Genomic DNA, 21,404 nt, shown 5'->3' with positions numbered 1-21,404 from the left:
GAGAGTTTCAGTCTATATCCCTCAGTTATCCCAGTTTCAGGCACTGCCTTAAATATTTGGGTTCTTGCCCTGATTTCCTTGGACCTGGCGGGCGAAATCATATCTGACAAGCGTAACTTTCCGAGAGTCCCTCGGTAGCTTTTTACGTCTTTAGTGACAATATAGTTGTATCACGAATATGGATTAAAATCAATGCAGGATAAATCCTGCCTCTAGCCTTCATCCCTTGTCTCAAGCACAGATGTAGCTGACTTAGGAAGCTACATCTTCAAGGGTTTTCGGCATTTCCCTTATAAAGAAAGCGGCAGACCTGTTTTTCTTCTTAAAAAGCGGGTGGCGGGAATCGAACCCGCATGATCAGCTTGGAAGGCTGGAGTTTTACCACTAAACTACACCCGCGTGCTTGTGATTTAATTAAGATAACATAGCTTTTATAAAATTGCAAGTAGTTATGGAGAATTTATGGGTTTAATTTTGAGACGAATATATAAATTGCTTAAATCGGGTTTTGTTCCGTCTTGATTATAAGCAGCAAGAAAACTGTCTTGTGCAAATATCTGATTAAGTGCTTGTTCATAAATATTTGCTTGGCTACGGAGTGCGGCTGGTTCAATCGTGATGATTATAGCTTGTTGGAATTGTCCATTTTTATCAATTACTAAACTAGCCAGTATATTTGCTGGTTTGAGATCCTCGTCGCTGGGAAGTATACTAGCCTCTAATTCTTTTTCTGTAGTTCCTTTGTATTCAGGCAGTACGTCTGGTAAAGCATCGGTTATGAGTTGTTTTTGTTGTATTAATTCACTAACCTCTTGTTTGAGTATAGGACTGACGGTAGCTATAGCACCCCCTCTATTGGTGGTTGGGGACGATCCTGGGTTGGGATTTGCGGAAGGTTCTGCTGTGGGGGTTGGGGAATCATTGGGAATGTCTTGGGGAAGGAGAGTTCCTTCACCTAGTTTCAATTCTGGACGACGATTCCAGGGAAGTTCACTGTCTGGAATTCTTGATGTTGCTTCTGGTCTTGCTTCTGGTATTGGGTTTGTGGGATAGAATTGTTGTCTAACTCGTGGTTTTTCAGGTTCAGTTTTTTCAGGTTCAGTTTTTTCAGGTTCGGGTTTTTTAACTTCAGAGTTTCTAACTTCAGGTTTTTCAACTTCAGATTTTCTAACTTCTTTTTTTTCAACTTCGGGTTTTCTAATTTCAGTTTTTTCAACTTCAGGCTTTTGAGTTTTATCTTGTTCTGGTAAATTAATTTTAGAAGTTATCTCACCATCATTTTGATTGCTGGGTATAATAGGTGCTGATTTTGGTGAAGGTGAAAAAGAAGATTGGGGGTTAATTTTTGAAGTTGTTGATTGGGGTTTAATTGTTGATTTTGGTTCGGAAGCAATTTCAATAAAATCAATGGGAATCGAACCTTTGTCAGATTGGGGAAACCAAGCTTGAAATTCATTAGATGAACGCATTAACCAAAATACTAACAAATGAAGAGAGACAGAACCAATACATACAACAGTCCATAACCAAGATGGATCACTATGATGATGTAGTCTGAATGGTTGAGATGTAATTGAACTGTCATTTAAAGGATTATTTGTTAACGTTGGTATCATGTTAATTCAAAACTTGAATATTCTTAAAGAAGGAATTGGGGAAGGATAACTTTTGCTATCAGAATTTTATTTTTGTAAAGTTCTAGACGTTTTGGGCGCAGTCCCTACGGTACGACTGTATTCTTCTTTTCCACACCCTGATACCAAATATAGCGGTATGCACTTGAATAAGATACAGAATCTACAGTAAAAGCGTTATGCTAAGAGACTCTTACAGCGATTTCCAATCATATAAGGTACATCTTAGCCCCTCATTGTTTGCAGGGAGGGGGTTGGGGTTGGGGTTCTTGTTCCGGGTTTGATGACAATTTGCTGTAACTCCTGACTCCTGCTATAAATTATTTTATGGGTTCTGATGTCACCATGAAAGTCAAGATTTTGGATTGGGAATTTTCGGTACAAGCCCCGCCCCTTGAGGCCGGAATTAATCAAAAATACTCGCTGCGCTGCGTACGCAACGCTTTCGCCAATCTAAAATCCTCAACGTTAATGATAAGCTATTCTAACTAAGTAGGTGAACTGAAAAAACTGGATTAACAGCCACCAAAAAGCTTTCAACCTTATTCGTGCAATCAATCAAATTAATCCCTAACTAGCTTTGAAATCCTGGTTTTTTAACCCTACCCAACCCCGAGTAAACCCAGAAACTGCTACTCTAACTATTGGACAACTCCAAATTCGCGTAGCCACACCTGATGATTTAATAAGTATTGCCCAAATTGTGGCTGAAAGCTTTCACTCCCAAGAAGGTTTGTGGGGTTGGACTTTCCCTTTGTTTCGTATAGGTATTTATGAGGATCTAAGGCATCGGCTCAAGTCTCCCACACCCAATCATATTTGTTTAGTTGCTGTTGATACTGCTACTGAAGATCAGAAAATTATGGGAACTATAGAAATGAGTATTAGGGGTAATGATCCTTGGATTGGTGTAAATCCGGGTTTCCCTTATATATCTAATTTAGCTGTTGATCCAGGTTGCCGTAGACTGGGTGTAGGCTCTAGTTTATTGATTCGCTGTGAGCAAATTTCCCAGGAATGGGGATTTCAAGACTTATATCTCCACGTTTTGGAACATAATCATCATGCCCGTCAGCTTTATTTTAAGTTGGCATATCGCGTACATAAGATTGAATCTCCCTGGGGTGCACTTTTCCTTAATCGCTCACGTCAGATATTACTGCATAAACGTATATAGGAGGAGTCGGAGAGAAGGAAGGCAGAAGAAAGTAGGCACGGGGACGCTACCCCGTCCAATACTTGTCGGTTAAGGAAATGTAGGTTGGGTTGAGCGACTCATAACCCAACATTATCAAGGATTTTGTTGGGTTTCAGACATATTTGGGAAAATTGGCAATAGTATTGACATTTTAAACTTCATTTTTGATTTGCTAGTCGGGCAATATCCTTTTCAGTTACCCGACAAATCCGCCAATCATCTAAAATATTTGCGCCCATGTCCTGGTAAAATGCTTGGGCTGACACATTCCAATCTAAAACGCTCCACTCTAAGCGCCCACAATCCCTTTCTAAAGCTATTTGGGCTACCTTTGCCAAAAGTGCTTTACCAATACCTTGGCGGCGATATTCTGGCAAAACAAAGATATCTTCGAGGTAAAGTCCTGGCTTGGTGAGAAATGTTGAATAATTATGAAAAAATATGGCAAAACCTACAGCTTGACCTTGGGATTCAGCTAAGATTGCGTCTATATATTTTGGTGAACCGAATAAATGATATTTGAGGGCTTCAGCATTACCAATCACAGCATCGGATAGTTTTTCATATTTTGCAAGTCCTTGAATTAATGCAAATAGGGTATGAGAATCACTGGGTTGGGCAAAACGGATGATTAAATTAGTCATTGGTCATTGGTCATTGGTCATTAGTCATTAGTTCACAGTTTATACTTAAGAGGTCTAATTTTTTAACAACTGACAACTAAAGTGTTGCTGATTAAGGGTATGAATTTTAGTCTCACGCAAAGGCGCAAAGACGCACTGAGGTTTGAGTTTTAAAGATTCAATTTGGGAATTTCATACCTCAATTCAGCAACGCCACAACTAACAACTAACAACTGACTAATGACAACTGACTAATAACTTATACCAACCAGCCTTTTAGGCGTTTGGCTATGTGGGGGCGACGTAACTTTCGCATGGCTTTACTTTGGATTTGGCGAACTCGTTCACGGGAAAGGTTAAACATATTACCTACCTCTTCTAGGGTGCAGGGTTCGCTGCTGGTAAGTCCATAGCGGAGGGAAATGACATCTTTTTCTCGTGGGGTGAGTACGTCTCCTAGAACTTCCCAAATTTCCTGACGCATCATGTTTTCGTTCATTTTTGCTTCGGGAGACTGGTTGTCTTCATCTTCTAGCAAGTCCATTAATTCTGTGTCTTCTTCTTTACCGACACGGTGGTTAAGGGAAAGTGCTTGTCGTCGGAGTTGTTGAAGTTGACGCAGTTGGTGAACCGTAATTTCCAAAGATTCAGCCATTTCGGCTTCTGTTGGGTTACGAGAGAGTTTTTGTTTGAGTTCCCGTTGGGCTTTTTTTAGTTTATTAAGTTTCTCAACAATATGGATTGGTAAGCGAATAGTTCGGGCATCATTAGCGATCGCTCTGGTAATTGCTTGTCTAATCCACCAATAAGCATAAGTAGAAAACTTATATCCTTTATCGGGATCAAATTTTTCAGAAGCGCGGTTCAAACCCATTGCTCCTTCCTGAATCAAATCGAGAAAAGGGACACCACGATTTAAATATCGTTTAGCAATAGATACAACTAACCGGAGATTGGAGCGAATCATTTTTCGCTTGGCGACTCTACCTTGATATAAGCGGCTTTCCAGTTGTTTTTCTGTAATCTCCAACTGCAAAGCCACCTGAACTTTACTAGGGTGCGCTCCTAGTTGCAATTCCAATGCTGCTTGCAATTCTTTGACTTCTTCCAAAAATCTCACTCGTCTGGCTAATTCCACTTCTTCATCAGGTTTGAGTAGTGGATAACGTGCCATTTCCTTAAAAAATGCGCCTACAGCATCATCATTTTCGGTTTTATTATATCCCGAAGGACGGGCTGCGGCCATGTCATCGCCATTGCGTTCTTCTAATTCCAAGTTTTCGACAATTGCAGTATCTTCATATACTACTTGATCTAAACTCTCAATTGATGGTTCTTCATGATCAGTAATATTCTCTAGTATTTCCATTGTTCCCAATTCAGCAAGATTCATAGTTTCCTTTAGGGATGGTTGCTTTGTTTGGTACATAATTTAATCACAACAGCCTGTTTCAGACTGGGTAGTTTTCCCTTCAGGACAAATACATCCTTCTTCTCTAGCAAAAGACTCTCTTTTTGATCATTCCTCATCTGGAAGGTAAATCAGTATTTGTCCATTATTTTTAGCTCTGGCTAGATACAACCTATGATCATTACTGGTTTTAGCACCCACAAAAAACTATCTTTTTTTTGAAGATATATTGGCATATTCTTCATTCTTTTCTTAATTAGCAAATATGTCAAACCCCTGATACTCACTTTAACAAATATCCAAAATGTAGATAAACACTCCTATATATCCATCCTAAATGATCTGTGAAAAAATCTATTGCTTGTTGCCTGCTGTCTGTTTAGCACCTCCACCAATAAGCCAGGAAAGCTATATATTAAATTTTTGTGTATTTTTTGCAAAGTTTCTATGTTTGTCCGGCTTGGATCATGAGAGTAATTGGATAAATAACCATTTTGTTACTAGAGTTATTTCTACGAAAATTTACTAAATAATCCAAAATACAAAAATAGAAACTCACAATCCGGATAATATTTATCGTTTAAAAGCATCGCATATTGAAAAAATATTTAATATCTATCAATGGGTGGAAAAGCTCTATGCCTTAGTTCGTAGTTCAAAATGAGTTTTAATTAATAACACAATCACGTAAGAAGTTAGAAATAATAATTCCACACTTAATTCGCGGATATGGATAGCATGGGTATTTAATAGTTAGAATACTTATTGGATAAGAATTGGTCTAACAGTTTTACCTCAGATTTATTCTGGGTTTTGAATTCTTGCTCATTACCTATTACTCATAATTACTCATTCTCTGAAGGTATTTATGAAGATAGAGTTGGTAGATTTATAACACAAGTATGTAAATCAATTTTTAACTATTTATTACTCGGATGCTAGGAGATAATTTGTCTGGTAGATTACATAAATTCCAGATTATCAAGTATTATGAGTAATTGAAGTATTGTAAAATACTATTTACAGCAGGTAATATCAAAGGATATAGTTAAGTAAGCTTGGATAGAATTAACCAAGTCTGTAAATAGAATATTTGTTTATAAATTGAAAAGTTATGTATAGTATTAGTGTAAATTCATCGGTTAGAGCCGTATCTGAACCAGGAGGATTATATCAATCTCAAACAAGGTTGTCTCAATGGGTGGAAGTGCTTGTAGATTGTCCAGGATGTTCAGATTTATTTACCTATCAAATACCGGAACAGTTAGAAGTTAAACCAGGGGATATTTTAAGTGTTCCCTTTGGTTCAACACAGATAGGTGCGATCGCTATCCGCTTATTAACTCAACCTAATCTAGATATTCCCTTAGAAAAAATTCGAGAAGTTGAAGATGTGGTTAGTGAAGGGTTTTTCCCTGCTGGTTATTGGATATTACTTAACCGAGTTGCAGCTTATTACTATACACCTCTAATTCAAGTTATTCGCGTCGCTTTACCACCGGGATTATTAGGAAGATCACAACGTCGTTTGCGGTTAACTCCCTTGGGTAGAGAAAATCTTTCTATTTACATTAGCCCTACAGCCCAGCAAGTAATCACACTTTTACAAAAAACGCCAACAGCAGACTATAGTTATCACTACATTCAACAAAAAGTTAAAGCTGCATATAGAGGTATTCGGGAATTAATCCGTTTGGGATTAGCAGAAAACTATTTAGAACCACCACGACTCACCCAACCTAAATTACAAAAAGCTGTCACACTTCTGGATAATCATGATGACGATTTAACAACCCGTCAAAAAGAAATTGTCGAAGTTTTACGGCGACAAGGCGGAGAAATGTGGCAAAGTGAATTATTACAACTTTGCGCTACCAGCACTTCTACACTTAAAGCCTTAGTAGATAAAGGCTATATAGTCATTGAAGACAGAGAAATATTACGCAGAGAACAAGGACCCACAGTAGCCGGAGATTGGGCGAAATCATTGACACCAGCCCAAAATCACGCCTTAGAAACGATTAATTCCTTAACTGGATTTGCTCAAGTATTGTTGCATGGGGTGACAGGTTCAGGAAAAACAGAAGTATACTTACAAGCCATATCACCATTACTCGCACAAGGAAAATCCGCCCTGGTTTTAGTTCCCGAAATCGGACTTACACCCCAACTCACAGACAGATTCCGCGCTAGATTTGGAAACAAAGTCCACGTTTATCACAGCGCCCTTTCCGACGGTGAACGTTACGATACTTGGCGACAAATGCTCACAGGAGAACCGCAAATCATTATCGGGACTCGCAGCGCCATTTTTGCTCCTTTACCCAATCTAGGCTTAATTATCCTGGATGAAGAACACGATAGTAGCTTTAAACAAGATTCTCCTATTCCCACCTACCACGCCCGCACTGTCGCTCAATGGCGAGCCGAATTAGAACATTGTCCCCTCATTTTAGGTTCTGCGACTCCTTCTTTAGAAAGTTGGGTAAGTAGAAATCATCAATATTTATCATTACCAGAACGGATTAACTCCCGTCCATTACCACCTGTGGAAATTGTGGATATGCGTCAAGAGTTAAAAGAGGGAAATCGGTCTATTTTTAGTAGAAAGTTGCAAAATGCACTGCAACAATTGGAAGAAAGACAACAACAGGGGATTTTATTTATTCACCGACGAGGACATAGTACCTTTGTTTCTTGTCGCAGTTGTGGTTATGTGTTGGAATGTCCCCATTGTGATGTTTCCCTAGCTTATCATCATGTGGAAGCAGGAGCGCCGGAATTATTGCGTTGTCATTATTGTAATTATGGGCGTTTACATCCTCCCCATTGTCCTGAATGTAGTTCCCCTTATTTAAAGTTTTTCGGAAGTGGTACTCAACGGGTAGCGCAGGAATTAACTAAACAATTTCCCAATTTGAAAATAATTCGCTTTGATAGCGACACAACTACAAAGAAAGGTTCGCACCGTGAACTCCTAACTAGATTTGCTAATGGTGAAGCGCATTTATTAGTAGGTACACAAATGTTAACTAAAGGGTTAGATTTACCCCAAGTTACCCTTGTGGGTGTAGTCGCTGCGGATGGATTATTGCATTTATCTGATTATCGCGCTAATGAACGTACATTTCAAACTCTGACCCAAGTTGCGGGAAGGGCGGGAAGAGGGGATGATCCAGGTAGGGTAATTGTCCAAACTTACACTCCAGAACATCCGATTATTGAAGCGGTACAAAAGCACGATTATCAATCTTTTGCTGATGCAGAGTTAGCACAAAGACAAGCTCTGAATTATCCTCCTTATGGGAGATTAATTTTATTGCGGTTAAGTAGTTTAGATCCGATTCAAGTCCAAAATACAGCCCAAATCATTGCTACATTTTTAAGCAGTAAAGAAGGGTTTGAGATATTAGGACCCGCACCTGCTAGTATTTTACGAGTAGCTAACCGTTATCGCTGGCAAATATTACTCAAGTTTGCTGCTGATGCTTTACCTAATTTACCAGATTGGCCAGAAGTGCGATCGCTCTCCCCCGCTTCTGTGAGTTTAACAATTGATGTAGATCCCATTAATATCATGTAGTCGGGGAAAATAAATTCTTGTCTGAATCAGGATTTACGGTTACTGAGCGATAGCCTGCGTGGCGTAGCCATAGCCGAAGTACAGGATTTAAGGATTTACAGGATTATTTTACCAATAGGGTATTTGGGTGTACAGGGGTAATTTTATTCCCATAGCGTTTAAAGTCGCTAATATTGAAAGTTAAAATGTGAGTTAGTCTATGAGCAAGTATAACTGCTACTAGCCTCGCATCGTGAATATTGACACCCATCACACCATACTCAATCACAATCCGTTTCCATTCCGGGTAAATTTCAGGTATATCCGGTAATATTGGGAATAATTTTTCCAATCGCTTTAGTTATGCTTCAGCTTCGGATAAATTCATTCTTAATCCATTTCTTTCCGCAGGACGGGTAGCACTACGCCAAAATTCAATTAAGTTTTGATGCGTTAGATAGCAATCTTCTTTTTGTTTTCGGAGTATAGCAAGTGCATTTAAAGCTTCTGCACACATTGGATGATTGGGCTGTGCTATTCTCAATATAATATTCGTATCAATTAAATATGCCACTAAAGTTGCTCATCTTCATAAATACCTGCTCGACTTACAGCATATTCAGATAAAAGAGGTATATTTGGATTATGGCTAGAACTCCATTCATTTAGTTCTTGAATCCATTCTTCATCTGAGACTTTTTAATAAGATGGCAGTTCTGTAGTTTTAACTAATTGTTCTAGCATCGCATCAAGATGAGGTTTAACTGCTTCTGCTGGAAGTCTAGTTATTTTAGCTAATGTCTCAGTGATTTTTTGTAATTCTTCAAAATGAGATTGTTGCCATGTTTGTAGCATCATAAATGTGACAATTTTAGATTCTATTCTAGCAAAATCCTGATATGGCTACGCTACGCTATCAGACTTAATTATTTCAGTTTCCCATAGGCATAACGAGTTAAACTACCTTCATTGAGATTATTCCAAGCATACATCCGATCTCTAAAAGGTTTCCACTGTTCATAAACGGCTTTAAAATCAGCATCTTTATCCGCAAATTCATCATATAAAGCAAAAGAGGCTTTTTCCGCTGCTTCCAAAATTTCTTGACTATAAGCACGCAGTTGAACCCCCGTATTTAATAGTTTCTCTAATGCTTCACTATTGCGGGTATCATAACGAGCTAACATTGTTGTATTCGACTGATATGCAGCGGTTTCTAAAGCTGCTTGGTATTGCGGTGGTAACTTTTTCCATTCGTCCAAATTAACTTGTACTTCCAGTGTTGGACCTGGTTCCCACCAACCTGGATAATAATAAAATCTAGCGACTTTATTTAAACCCAATTTTTCATCATCGTAGGGTCCTACCCACTCAGCCGCGTCAATAGCACCTGTTTGTAGCGCTTGGAAGATTTCCCCCCCAGGAAGAGTCTGTACCGTTACTCCCAATTTAGCCATAACTTGCCCACCTAAACCGGGAATCCGCATTTTTAAGCCTTTGAGATCATTAAGTGTTTTGACTTCGTTACGAAACCATCCCCCCATTTGTGTCCCCGTATTTCCCGCAGGAAATTGAATCACATTGAATTTACGTGCGTAAATTTCCTGAAGTTTGGCTAAACCTCCTCCTTCATATAACCAAGCGTTTTGTTGTTGGGCGTTGAGTCCAAATGGTACTGATGTACCAAATCCTAAAGCAAGACTTTTACCGATGTAGTAATAAGCAGCAGTATGTCCGGCTTGAACTGCACCTTGGGAAACCACATTGAGAACTTCTAAACCGGGGGCTATTTCTCCAGCCGCACGGGGTTCGATGATAAATTTACCGTTAGTGAGAAATTTGACGCGCTCCGCTAAAACCTGCGCTCCGCCAAATATGGTTTCTAAAGATAATGGCCAACTTGTAGCCATTTGCCATTTAACTATCGGTAGATTACTGGTGTCTGTTTGACCTGTAGCTGCTTGATTTTGAGCCTTTTGACAACCACCAACAATTGCGACTCCGGTGGCAGCGATCGCACTTTGAGATAATCTGTTAACAATAGCTCGACGTTTCATAAAAATGAATATTAGTAAGATTTACCTACAATATCATAATCCTGTAAAATTTTAGCCACTACAGGGTAGGTTGATGTTAAAATTTTTCGTTGAGATTAGGCACGGGGAAAAAAGGTTTTAGACTTGTTTACTTTTCCTTGTACAGTTTGATTCTATGGTGCTGATACACTTAAAACTTATTATTTCTTATAATTTTGCCAATTGCTGATCATTTCAGATTAGTATAAAAATATTAAGTAATTTCTAACTAAATTTAACGGCTATGTTAGAAACTGTTTTGGCTGTACCTAGCATTAAACTGCCACCCACCCAGGCAGAACTTCCTTGTGATGATGGTATCCCGATGGAGACACAAAGACATAAATTACAAATGGATGTTCTAATTGATACTATTCAGCCTTGGTTAGATCAAAGGGCTGATGGATATGTAGGTGGCAATATGTTTGTCTACTACAGTTTAGCACAATTAAAAAATCAAGATTTTCGCGGTCCAGATTTCTTTGCTGTTTTAGGTGTGCCGAAAACAGAAAGACTTTCTTGGGTAGTTTGGGAAGAAGGAAAACCCCCAGATGTGGTAATTGAATTACTTTCAGAAACCACAGCTAACAATGATAAAAATCAGAAAAAATTGATTTATCAAAATCAAATGCGGGTTTCTGAATATTTTTGGTATGACCCGTTTAACCCCAATGATTTTGCAGGTTTTGATCTGAATAGTGGTGCATATCAACAGATTGCTCTAAATGAGAAAAATCAATTGGTAAGCAAAGTTTTAAATTTAGCTTTAGTGCGTTGGGAAGGTAATTATAGAGGCGTTGATGCGACTTGGTTACGTTGGGCAACTTTGGATGGTGAGTTGTTTCCCACTTCTCAAGAAATGGTAGGAATTACACAACAAAGAGCAGAAAAAGCTGAATTGCAATTAAGACAAGTTGCCATTAATTTGTTACAGAATGGAATGTCTGTAGAACAAGTGGCACAATTGACAAATTTGGATATTTTGGAGGTGGAAAAATTGCTTAATTAATAGTAATAATTTCTCGTTCCCATACTCTGTATGGGAATGAATTCCAGAAGGCTCTGCCTTCAATAACAAAATAGGCATAGCCTCCATTAGGTCATTCCCAGTCAGAGACTGGGAACGAGATAACGAGATAAAAACACTGGGGAAATTTCTGAGTCTGTTTTAACAGACTTGAGCTATTAGGCAGGGAATTTATTCCCTAGCTGACTGTATTGTCAGGTCTTGCCTTTAATTTATTATGTTCTATGCGTAACTCAAAAAGATTTGCTTTCATCAGTAAGCTATTAAGATTTTCCCAATTTATTGACAATGGTGCTGATAAATTGGGATGGTTATCAAATTGGCTGGTTTTATTGACAATTGGAGTCGGTTTTTTCAATGTTGTCGCCCGTTATATGGGTCGTTTCATTGGCGTACAATTGTCTTCTAATGCCTTATTAGAACTGCAATGGTATTTATTTTCTCTCACATTCTTATTCGGCTTTGTTTATATTTTACGTCATGGGGAAAATGTACGTGTTGATTTTCTCTATACTAATATGAGTCAAAAAAAACGCGCCTTAGTTGATTTTATGGGAACAGTTTTATTTTTAATTCCCTTTTGTTTAATCGGTATTTGGGTGACAATCAATCCGGTTTTACAATCTTGGGGGAGATTAAGTGATGGTAGTTGGGGAACTTGGGAAATATCCTCTGACGCTAACGGTTTACCCCGCGCCCCAATTAAAACTATGGTTCCCGTAGCTTTATTATTGCTGCTTTTACAAAGTATTTCTCAAGCAATTAAATATTTAGCCGTACTACTAGGCTATCACCAAGTGGCAGAACAAATTCGTTTAGAAACTTCAGAAAATATCAATATTGAGTAGGGGAAAATATGGGTTTTGAATGGTTAGCAGTTTTAATGTTTGTCGGCTTTTTCTTTATTCTCATGAGTGGCTTTCCTGTCGCTTTTTCCTTTGCCGGCACAGCCATTGCTTTTGGACTCATGGGTACAGCAGTTGGGGCTTTTAATCCAGCGCGTCTTCTCCTATTACCTAATAGTTGGTTTGGCACAATGTCGAACTTTACTTTACTTGCTATTCCCTTCTTTGTGTTTCTGGGTGCAGTTCTAGAAAAGTCAGGATTAGCAGAAGAGTTATTAGAAACTATTGGCATTGTGTTAAGTCGTGTTCGCGGCGGATTGGCTTTAGCAGTTGTTTTAGTGGGAACTGTTTTAGCAGCCACAACTGGAGTCGTAGCCGCCACAGTAATTGTCATGGGAATGTTATCATTACCGCTCATGTTACGCTATGGCTATGATAAAAAATTAGCTTCAGGAGTAATTATTGCCTCTGGTACTTTAGCCCAGTTAATTCCTCCAAGTTTAGTTTTAGTGATTCTCAGTGATCAAATTGGTGTTTCTGTGGGAGATTTATTTTTAGGGGCATTAATTCCGGGATTAATGTTATCTGGTTCTTATATTCTCTACATTATCGGACTAGCTTTTTTTCAACCGGAAAAAGTGCCAATGATACCAGATGATGTCGTAATTCCTGAAGGTACTCAATTAATTAAACAAGTTTTTAAAGCAGTTGTTCCCCCAATTATTTTAATTTTTGCGGTGTTAGGTAGTATATTCTTTGGTGTGGCAACTCCCACAGAAGCGGGGGCTGTAGGTGCTGTTGGGGCTTCTATTTTGGCTGCTTTTAATAAACGGTTAACACCACAATTAATTCGTGATGCTGCTCATTCTACGGCAGTAATTACTGCTTTAGTGGTGATGATTTTATTCTGTTCTTCAATGTTTAGTTTGGTGTTTGATGCTTTAGGTGGCAAAACTCTGATTACTAATTTATTAATAGGTTTACCCGGAGGATATTGGGGGTTTTTAATTGTTAGTAATATCGTGATTTTTATTTTAGGAGCTTTTTTAGAATTTATTGAAATTTGCTTTATTGCTATGCCTTTATTAGTACCAGCGGCACAGGCTTTAAATATTGATATGGTGTGGTTTGGTGTGGTTATGGCAGTGAATTTACAAACGGCGTTTATTTCTCCACCTGTAGGATTTTCTTTGTTTTATTTACAAAGTGTTGCGCCTAAAGAAGTGAGTACGTTAGATATTCATAAAAGTGCGATTCCTTTTATAGTTTTACAGTTTATTGTCTTGTTAATTGTGATTATTTTCCCGCAAACAGTTCGCTGGTTAATTGATATTTCGGCAACCACTGGGGTTTGAAAAAGTGATTTGGGTGACTATTGAAAATATGGTTTGCTGAACTGGAATCTCAATGGTGAACTCAGTCCCCTACCCAGGCGTAAATTGGCAGTAGAGCTTACCGCAGTGTTTGTCAGTAACAATTTGATAGCTAATCAAGAGCAACACAGTGTTACAGCAGTTGCTTGCTATATAACTGCTAACATACGCTTATTAAAAATAAGCTAATAGGGAATTCTAGGTTCTAAATCATTCACTCGGTGTGAGGAGAAAATTAAGCCATTATTGGTAAGGATTGTTTCGATTGTTTGTTGACTTACCATAAAATATTCGGATGCGTCTTCTATCGCAGACTCCGAGTAGTCGTTATTTAAATAAGCCTGTAAGCTATCGAGAGGACAAAGAAACTCGGCCGCAAAAGCCCGCTGATATTTTTGCCGTGATGTTCTGATGTCAGTGCTGGCAAGCCATGATTTCCCACAGTTGCCATAAAGCAAATAATCACCAATAAGCCTGGCAAATTCAAATCTTTTGGCCAGTGGATGGCTTTTTCTCGGATGATAGTGAAACCCATTGTTCCCTAATGGAACTGCAACTGAGATGGGTTGTCGCTTTTGAGGCTGCCAGCCATCATATTCAGATTCCTGTAGACCAAGCAAATCGCAAAGGATCTTGTTGGTGAGAGGTTTTTCTTCGTTGTCAATCTTCTTATGTACAAAAGATGCAACTTCCTTGGCTCGTTGCCAAGGCGCTTTTACCGTATCTTGATTTACAGGCAAATTACTCCAATTAACGGGCTTTCCTTTGAGTCCAGTGGATTCAATGAGTTCTTTAATTGCGCTGAAAGGTTTGGTTTCTGATGATGATGATTCTTTACCGCAAGTGGGAGCTAGTTCAGAAAGCGTTTCATTTCCAACTCGTTCAGCGAGATCCAGAGCATCTTTCACGATCTCATCGGGACATTCATCGGGATCATAGCCTAATTCTGCTTCACGACGACAGTACATTGTTGAATATGGGTCAGATCGTTCTTCCTGAACTTCTTCCCAAAGGTGAGCTAAAGATGTGCCATAAACTCCTGTTTCATGAAGACGGGATATAACAGACTCAATAAATGCTGCTGCTATGCTATCAAATTCAAGGAAGTTTTCGGAGACTGCGCGCTCAAGACCATTTATGTATCTAACTGACTGTTTATCACTAGGGTGTGATGGAGTAGCCCATATTTGCATAGATTCAGTATCTGAAGCGAATATGACCCTCGGCCAAATAAACCCTTGATTGGATGCAGTTAGTTCATGCGCCATTCTCCAATCAACTGAAGGTTTGATTCCTGCCGGTGGAAGAGGCTCGAAAAGTAATCTCCACCATGACGATGCCATCCATAATGCCAGGGGATAGGCAGAAAGTAAAACGGTAGGGCAAATCTTTTGAGTCCAAATATCCTCATTCTCAGTCAGATTTATTTCTCCCGCTTGCAAACTAAACATACCCATAGTCTGCTGAATTTCGGGCGAATTATTACCATTAGGCAACCAGTCAAAATTAAGATTTAGCTTTTTCACTCCGAATCCTTCATTGCTTGATTACCTCTTCATAGAAAGGATCTGTTTTCTGCATAGGATAACCATGATACGACCCTTGCTCAGGCAATTCAAGCTGTGCTTCTAGTGCAATTCCATCATCCATGACAGACCAAACGTTTTTTGGCCACAAACCTGTAAAGCGGTCACTAACTAATCCGTTTTTAATGCCTTGTCTCAGCAGAGCTAGAGCTTCCTTTCTGGTGAAAACCTTAACAGAGTCACAAAGGGACTTACCGGATCTAGGAGAACTAGGGGGCGTAAGATTGAAATCACCTGGATTCATTTTATGTTCAGGATTTCCGCCATATTGCGTTTGAGATGCAAGGTTTGAAAGGTCTTTAAAATCACATTTTTCCAAATTAAGCATTTTGCGTTTGGAGTTGAATTGCCGTTACGTTTTTTCATAAAAATAAAGTCTTGGCTCAACCCTAGCACATTTCAGTCATCCGGTCGCTATCTCGCGGCGCTTTTAGTTTTAAACTCGCTCTAACTATGGATTATACAAAAATTTTCCTCATAACACCCCTAAGCGGTGAAATTAACTTTCAAACAGCAAAGAAAAATTAAGGGTTTGAAACCCATAAAGATGGGTTTTGTCTGTGTAGCTGCGGTTTCTCACCGTCAAGGCTAAAATAACTGATTTTTCTTCAACTAAAACTACTACAATGACTATTGATGCTAGATAATGGGAAAGCCTTGACATTTACCCAACCTAGCCCGGAACCAAAGAACTAACAACTATGCGAACTCACTATTGCGGCGAACTCCGAAAAGAACATATTGGTGAAACTGTTACCTTTTACGGATGGGTAGACCGTCGCCGCGATCACGGTGGTGTGATATTCTTAGACTTGCGCGATCGCTCTGGTATTGTCCAAATCGTCAGCGACCCCCAGCGCACCCCAGACTCCTACGAACAGGCTAACGCTCTCCGCAATGAATACGTTGTAGCAATCACCGGTAGAGTCACCCAACGTCCTCCAGAATCTCTAAATCCCCGACTTCCCACTGGCGAAGTGGAAATCTATGCGGATAAAATAGAACTGCTCAACGCCGTCCGCAAACAATTACCTTTCCAAGTTTCCACCGCAGACACGGAAACAGTTAGAGAAGACTTGCGGTTAAAATATCGTTATTTGGACTTACGACGGGAACGCATGGCGCAAAATATGCAATTGCGTCATCAAGTCATCAAAGCCATGCGCCGCTACCTGGAAGACTTAGAAGGTTTTATCGAAATCGAAACCCCTATTCTCACCCGTTCAACTCCCGAAGGTGCGCGAGATTATATTCTTCCCAGTCGCGTTAATGAAGGTGAATGGTTTGCTTTACCGCAATCTCCCCAACTCTTCAAACAATTATTGATGGTATCGGGAATGGATAGATACTATCAAGTGGCGCGATGTTTCCGGGATGAAGATTTACGTGCTGACAGACAACCGGAGTTTACTCAATTAGACATGGAAATGAGTTTCATGTCTGAAGATGAAATTATTGAACTTAACGAAAAGTTAGTTTGTCATATTTTCAAAACCGTGAAAGGAATTGATTTACCTCGTCCTTTTCCTCGTCTTCCCTACGCGGAAGCTATGAACCGTTACGGAAGCGATAAGCCTGACACCCGCTACGGTTTAGAATTAGTTGATGTTTCCGATGTTTTAAAAGATTCCGGTTTTAAAGTTTTTCGAGAAGCAATTTCTAACGGTGGTATTGTTAAAATTCTCCCCATTCCTAACGGTAACGATGCCATTTCTAATGTTCGCATTAAACCAGGTGGCGATATTTTCCGAGAAGCCGCAGAAGCTGGTGCAAAAGGATTAGCTTATATTCGCGTTCGGGAAAATGGTGAACTTGACACCATTGGCGCAATTAAAGATAATTTGACACCGGAACAAAAGCAGGAAATCTTAACAAGAACAGGTGCAAAAGCTGGACATTTGTTATTATTTGCGGCTGCTGATAGGTCCACTGTGAATAAAACTTTAGACAGAATTCGTCAATTTGTAGCTAAGGAATTTAAGTTAATTGAAAAAGATAAAATTAACTTCCTGTGGGTGACAGAATTCCCCATGTTTGAATGGAATGCAGATGAAAAACGTTTAGAAGCATTACATCATCCTTTTACCGCACCTCATCCTGATGATATCAGCGATTTAAAAACCGCCCGCGCTCAAGCTTATGATTTAGTCTTCAATGGGTTTGAAGTTGGTGGTGGAAGTCTGCGAATTTATCAGCGAGAAGTTCAAGAACAGGTGTTTTCAGCTATTGGTTTATCAACGGAAGAAGCACAAAGTAAATTTGGCTTTTTGTTGGAAGCTTTTGAATATGGTACTCCTCCTCATGGTGGTATTGCTTACGGTGTAGATCGTTTGGTAATGTTACTATCTGGAGAAGAATCAATTCGTGATGTAATTGCGTTTCCTAAGACTCAACAAGCTCGTTGTTTGTTAACAGATGCTCCTGCAAATGTAGACGCAAAACAATTGAAGGAGTTACACGTTGCTTCGACTTTTAAACCGAAGGTGTAAGCTTTGATTATTCCCTCTGCTAAGTTTTAGTAGAGGGGTTTAATTTTGATTAAATTTTTACGCAAAGGCGCACTTTCAACCCCTATTTCCCTTTTTATTGCTATCTGTATCGGTGGTTGTCAATAACAAACAAAGCTAAAGTCATTACTTGCTAAACACAAGCTAGTTACTCCCTCAACAAATCCAATGAGTTCAGAAGTATCTTTTAGGAAAATGCTAGTACCACTCTTGCCTCCAAGGGAATAGGTTTCGCTTAACTCATAGGAGCAACGATTTCCATGAAGTTGAATGATATCTTGAGTGTTGAAATCTTTAATCAGAGCGTAGTCTTGTAAACCTTTTCCTTGATAGTATGCTTGTCTAGAATTTCCTAGTACAAAAGTGTCTCGACCTTTTCCGCCGTAAAAGATGTCAATTTCTCCTAATCCTGGATTGCAAGCATAAGGATTAACTCCAATCAGAGTATCACGACCATTCCCACCATAAAGAGCGTCATTGCCTTCTCGTCCAACAATGTAATCATTGCCGTTGAGTCCTTTGATTTCGTCCCATCCATTAGTGCCGAAAAGAGTATCTTTGCGATTTGTACCCTTTATCTCATTAAGATCGAAAGAAATGTTGTAAGTGATATCCACCACAAAGTCAGGTCCTGGGTTGTCGGCATTAAACTCAACAGACCCCCCGAATTTAATCACATGATCTTCAGGAGAAAGGTTGCCTATCCCCACCCAATATCCGTCAGCAAGCACGCCACCAAAAGTTCCTCCTCCAGGGATGTCTGAAATGTTATCTTCAGGTAAAGTGTAGGAAAAAGGCTGATCAGATTTCTGTCTGTAATTCAATAGGTTAGGAATCTCAACGCCATCTATAGAGGCACTGAGATTCTTAATGCCAGCAAGAAGAGTATCGAGTTCTATTTTAACCTCACCTTCTGTTGGTCCACCTGTACCAATACCTCCCACTAAAGTTCCATCCGAATTACGAATCGGCTCTCCATCCTCACCCAGAGGCACATCAGGAGATACCGCATTCAAAGTCGGGAAAAAGAAGACAGATCCACCCGCTACCTTAATTGTCCGCTCGGCAGTTGCCGTGATTGGCAGTTGACCTGGCGGCTGTTGATCCGTCGTAAATTTACCTGCCAGAAATTGGATGGAATCAATCCGGGTTAAACTGGCTTTGTCACTAGAACCTGCCGCTCCATTTGGATCGCTACTGTCATCAAACTGACCAGGATTTTGACCGTTAGGAATACCAAAGAATGTTTGCCACCAGATGTCTCCTAAATCATTCTGTTCAAATCCATTTATTCTTTCGCTCGGCGAAAAAACGCTTGCAAGCAGTAAATCATTTGTCACCAGCCCATGGGAACTTCTATCAATAGGCTTCTCTGCTCGGATTTTCCTAGAAGGAATTGGCTCATTCCCTTTATCCTTATGATTAGATTTTTTCACCTTTATTCTCCCATTTAACTAGTTTTAACCTTTCTGCCTCTAATAATATTGTCTCTTATCTAATCAGACTAAATTTGTTGCGTCAAAATGACATATTAAATCAGAAATAAGGTGAATTCGGATAAGAAAATGTCAGATTTTTTTTCAACCTTACTGTATTCATGAACTCAATACAATTCTTACATTTATTGGTTTTGAGTAAGATTTTTAACTAGAATTTTTATTAGTATGGTATAAAAGTTAATATCTTGATTTTTTTATTGGTAGAAAATGACTATTCCTGATTTTCAAGCTATTATGCTGCCTTTATTGCAATATGCAAGTGATGGTAAGGAACATTCTTTAAGGGAGAGCAAGAAAAGGTGTTTTTACCACTACTTCTAGATTTTCCCAAGAAGCTAGAGAATATGTATCTATAATAGATAGTAAAATTGTGTTAATAGATGGACAAGAACTAGCCCAATTAATGATTGATAATCATGTGGGTGTTTCCACAGTTTCTATTTATGAAATTAAAAAAATAGATTCCGATTATTTTACAGATGAGTAAACAATATACAATTAATATATGAAAACAACCAATTTTAAAGCTATAGAATTATTTGCTGGTATCGGTGGATTTCGTTTAGGCTTAGAAAATGCTAATATTGAAACTGTATGGGCTAATGATATCAATGAATTGAGTTGTCAAGTTTATGAAAGTAATTTTGGTAAAGATTCTATAGTTTTAGGTGATATCAACAAAATTCCTATATCACATATACCCAATCATGATATTTTAACTGCTGGTTTCCCTTGTCAACCATTTAGTCCTGCTGGTAAAAAACTGGGTGTAAGAGATAGTGTTAGAGGCACTTTATTTGAGCGTATTGTAGAAATTATAGATGAAAAAAAACCTCAATATTTTTTCTTGGAAAATGTCAAAAGACTTTTAACAATGGAAAATGGTTATCATTTTCGGGTGATTTTAAATGCACTTTCTGAATTAGATTATTTTATAGAGTGGAGAATCATTAGTCCTATTAGCTTTGGTATTCCTCAAAATAGAGACAGGATTTTTATTTTTGGGACTAAGTTAAATTCAGTTTATATAAATTCTCAACTTTTACAAAATACATCTGTTTTCTTAACTCAAGCAGATTTAATTGATTTACAAAATATAGAAATATTAACAGAAAAAGATATGATGCCTATAGTTGCAAATAAAGGCAATAACTATAATTGGGGAATTGCTTATAAAAATAAAATGTTAACTTTGAATCTTCCTAATTTACCAGATATCAAACCTAGACAAAAATTAAAAGATATTCTCCAAGATGATTTAATAGTAGATGCTCAATTTGATTTTACATCTGATACTTTAGAACGAATTAAGCAAAGTAAAGCGGTAAATCGTTATTGTCAAGGTGTGGAATTATTATATAATCAAGATGGAGGAGCAAGATTAGGGTATACAATTTTCGGAATTAATGGAATTGCATCAACTTTAACTGCTTCCACATCCAGACATTATGAACGTTATCAAATAGGTGATAAATATCGGCGTTTAACTAATGTTGAATATGCCAGATTGATGGGTTTTCCTGATGATTGGTGTCGGGTTGCTAGAATTTATGATCAATATTCTTTATTTGGTAATGCAATTGTCCCTAGTTGTGTAGAATGGGTATGTCAAAGAATTGGTAAAAGCAATATTGAATTTACTAAATCTTCTTGGCAACAGTTAAGTTTAGCTATTTAATTTCAAAATGGAATTACTAACACTAGAATCTTTAAAAACGGCAGCACGTAATTTTTGCTCAGAATTAAGTGTAACACAAATTCATAATCTGTATGGGGTTACAGATGGTAAAGCAGTTGGTACTTATGTTGAATCTACTTTTAATCAATATTTATCTTCAAGATATGAATATACCCTTGGTAGTGCTGCGTTAGGTATAGATTTTCCGGGACTAGAAGTAGATTTAAAAGTAACATCTATTAAACAGCCTCAGTCGTCCTGTCCGTTTAGAAATGCCAGTCAAAAAGTCTATGGTTTAGGATATAATTTATTAATATTTGCATAGGAAAAAATTGATGAGCATACTTCTTTAACTGCTAATTTAAAATTTAATAATGTTGTTTTTG

At 38.4% G+C, this 21,404-nt stretch carries 19 protein-coding genes, 1 tRNA gene and 1 pseudogene; 9 read left to right on the top strand and 12 right to left on the bottom strand.

What is annotated here, in order from left to right; translation table 11 throughout:
• Positions 1–328 precede the first annotated feature (328 nt).
• A tRNA-Gly gene (locus tag CA730_RS23965) sits at positions 329–399 on the bottom strand.
• Positions 400–449: 50 nt separating this feature from the next.
• Positions 450–1,616: a hypothetical protein gene (locus tag CA730_RS23960; protein ID WP_096671164.1), complete on the bottom strand. Its 1,167-nt coding sequence runs from the start codon at positions 1,614–1,616 to the stop codon at positions 450–452.
• Between the two features lie 598 nt (positions 1,617–2,214).
• Between CA730_RS23960 and CA730_RS23955 the strand changes: the two genes are divergently transcribed.
• Positions 2,215–2,811 (top strand): GNAT family N-acetyltransferase, encoded by a 597-nt coding sequence (locus CA730_RS23955; protein WP_096671162.1) that lies wholly within the window; start codon positions 2,215–2,217, stop codon positions 2,809–2,811.
• 179 nt (positions 2,812–2,990) lie between these two features.
• On the opposite strand, the gene CA730_RS23950 is transcribed toward CA730_RS23955, so the two are convergent.
• Together CA730_RS23950 and CA730_RS23945 are read right to left on the bottom strand one after the other, a co-directional pair.
• Positions 2,991–3,476 (bottom strand): GNAT family N-acetyltransferase, encoded by a 486-nt coding sequence (locus CA730_RS23950; RefSeq protein ID WP_096671160.1) that lies wholly within the window; start codon positions 3,474–3,476, stop codon positions 2,991–2,993.
• A 238-nt stretch (positions 3,477–3,714) separates the two neighbouring features.
• Positions 3,715–4,884, bottom strand: a complete 1,170-nt coding sequence (locus tag CA730_RS23945) for an RpoD/SigA family RNA polymerase sigma factor (protein WP_096671158.1) — start codon at positions 4,882–4,884, stop codon at positions 3,715–3,717.
• Positions 4,885–5,980: 1,096 nt separating this feature from the next.
• Between CA730_RS23945 and priA the strand changes: the two genes are divergently transcribed.
• Complete coding sequence (gene priA / locus CA730_RS23940) at positions 5,981–8,449, top strand: primosomal protein N' (protein WP_096671156.1); 2,469 nt, start codon at positions 5,981–5,983, stop codon at positions 8,447–8,449.
• A 103-nt stretch (positions 8,450–8,552) separates the two neighbouring features.
• Here priA and CA730_RS25900 read toward each other — a convergent pair whose 3' ends face one another.
• From CA730_RS25900 to CA730_RS23925, 4 genes are all read right to left on the bottom strand, one after another.
• Positions 8,553–8,780 carry a hypothetical protein gene (locus CA730_RS25900; RefSeq protein ID WP_231939935.1) on the bottom strand — a complete coding sequence of 76 codons (228 nt, stop codon included), beginning with the start codon at positions 8,778–8,780 and terminating at the stop codon, positions 8,553–8,555.
• A 9-nt stretch (positions 8,781–8,789) separates the two neighbouring features.
• Positions 8,790–9,002, bottom strand: coding sequence for a type II toxin-antitoxin system VapC family toxin (locus CA730_RS25895; RefSeq protein WP_231939934.1), 213 nt, complete (start codon positions 9,000–9,002; stop codon positions 8,790–8,792).
• Positions 9,003–9,127: 125 nt separating this feature from the next.
• Positions 9,128–9,286, bottom strand: coding sequence for a hypothetical protein (locus CA730_RS25890; protein WP_231939933.1), 159 nt, complete (start codon positions 9,284–9,286; stop codon positions 9,128–9,130).
• 68 nt (positions 9,287–9,354) lie between these two features.
• Complete coding sequence (locus tag CA730_RS23925; protein ID WP_096671154.1) at positions 9,355–10,485, bottom strand: TRAP transporter substrate-binding protein; 1,131 nt, start codon at positions 10,483–10,485, stop codon at positions 9,355–9,357.
• A gap of 262 nt (positions 10,486–10,747) precedes the next feature.
• Here CA730_RS23925 and CA730_RS23920 point away from each other — a divergent pair, with 262 nt between their 5' ends.
• From CA730_RS23920 to CA730_RS23910, 3 genes are all read left to right on the top strand, one after another.
• On the top strand, positions 10,748–11,512 hold the full coding sequence (locus CA730_RS23920; RefSeq protein WP_096671152.1) for a Uma2 family endonuclease: 765 nt from the start codon (positions 10,748–10,750) through the stop codon (positions 11,510–11,512).
• Positions 11,513–11,754: 242 nt separating this feature from the next.
• On the top strand, positions 11,755–12,378 hold the full coding sequence (locus CA730_RS23915) for a TRAP transporter small permease subunit (protein ID WP_172891241.1): 624 nt from the start codon (positions 11,755–11,757) through the stop codon (positions 12,376–12,378).
• Positions 12,379–12,386: 8 nt separating this feature from the next.
• Complete coding sequence (locus CA730_RS23910; protein ID WP_096671150.1) at positions 12,387–13,730, top strand: TRAP transporter large permease; 1,344 nt, start codon at positions 12,387–12,389, stop codon at positions 13,728–13,730.
• A 203-nt stretch (positions 13,731–13,933) separates the two neighbouring features.
• Here CA730_RS23910 and CA730_RS23905 read toward each other — a convergent pair whose 3' ends face one another.
• The 3 genes from CA730_RS23905 to CA730_RS24775 all read right to left on the bottom strand — a co-directional run bounded on the left by CA730_RS23905 (position 13,934) and on the right by CA730_RS24775 (position 15,998).
• Positions 13,934–15,274: an ImmA/IrrE family metallo-endopeptidase gene (locus CA730_RS23905; protein WP_096671148.1), complete on the bottom strand. Its 1,341-nt coding sequence runs from the start codon at positions 15,272–15,274 to the stop codon at positions 13,934–13,936.
• A 10-nt stretch (positions 15,275–15,284) separates the two neighbouring features.
• The gene (locus tag CA730_RS23900) at positions 15,285–15,662 is read right to left on the bottom strand and encodes a hypothetical protein (protein ID WP_096671146.1); all 378 of its coding nucleotides are present in this window, start codon (positions 15,660–15,662) and stop codon (positions 15,285–15,287) included.
• A 171-nt stretch (positions 15,663–15,833) separates the two neighbouring features.
• Positions 15,834–15,998, bottom strand: coding sequence for a hypothetical protein (locus CA730_RS24775; RefSeq protein ID WP_157750053.1), 165 nt, complete (start codon positions 15,996–15,998; stop codon positions 15,834–15,836).
• Positions 15,999–16,035: 37 nt separating this feature from the next.
• Here CA730_RS24775 and aspS point away from each other — a divergent pair, with 37 nt between their 5' ends.
• Complete coding sequence (gene aspS / locus CA730_RS23895; RefSeq protein WP_096671144.1) at positions 16,036–17,823, top strand: aspartate--tRNA ligase; 1,788 nt, start codon at positions 16,036–16,038, stop codon at positions 17,821–17,823.
• Between the two features lie 119 nt (positions 17,824–17,942).
• Here aspS and CA730_RS23890 read toward each other — a convergent pair whose 3' ends face one another.
• Positions 17,943–19,277 (bottom strand): calcium-binding protein, encoded by a 1,335-nt coding sequence (locus CA730_RS23890; RefSeq protein ID WP_096671142.1) that lies wholly within the window; start codon positions 19,275–19,277, stop codon positions 17,943–17,945.
• A gap of 361 nt (positions 19,278–19,638) precedes the next feature.
• Here CA730_RS23890 and CA730_RS26190 point away from each other — a divergent pair.
• From CA730_RS26190 to CA730_RS25880, 3 genes and pseudogenes are all read left to right on the top strand, one after another.
• Positions 19,639–19,827: pseudogene (locus tag CA730_RS26190) on the top strand (restriction endonuclease); the annotation flags it as partial.
• Positions 19,828–19,845: 18 nt separating this feature from the next.
• On the top strand, positions 19,846–21,018 hold the full coding sequence (locus CA730_RS23880; protein WP_096671140.1) for a DNA cytosine methyltransferase: 1,173 nt from the start codon (positions 19,846–19,848) through the stop codon (positions 21,016–21,018).
• Positions 21,019–21,025: 7 nt separating this feature from the next.
• Complete coding sequence (locus tag CA730_RS25880) at positions 21,026–21,343, top strand: hypothetical protein (protein WP_231939932.1); 318 nt, start codon at positions 21,026–21,028, stop codon at positions 21,341–21,343.
• Positions 21,344–21,404 lie beyond the last annotated feature (61 nt).

This window comes from Dolichospermum compactum NIES-806, assembly GCF_002368115.1.
In the GTDB taxonomy this organism is placed as follows: Bacteria; Cyanobacteriota; Cyanobacteriia; order Cyanobacteriales; family Nostocaceae; genus Dolichospermum; species Dolichospermum compactum.
Note: the sequence above shows the minus strand (reverse complement) of the source record. Positions and strands in the feature narration are given on the sequence as shown.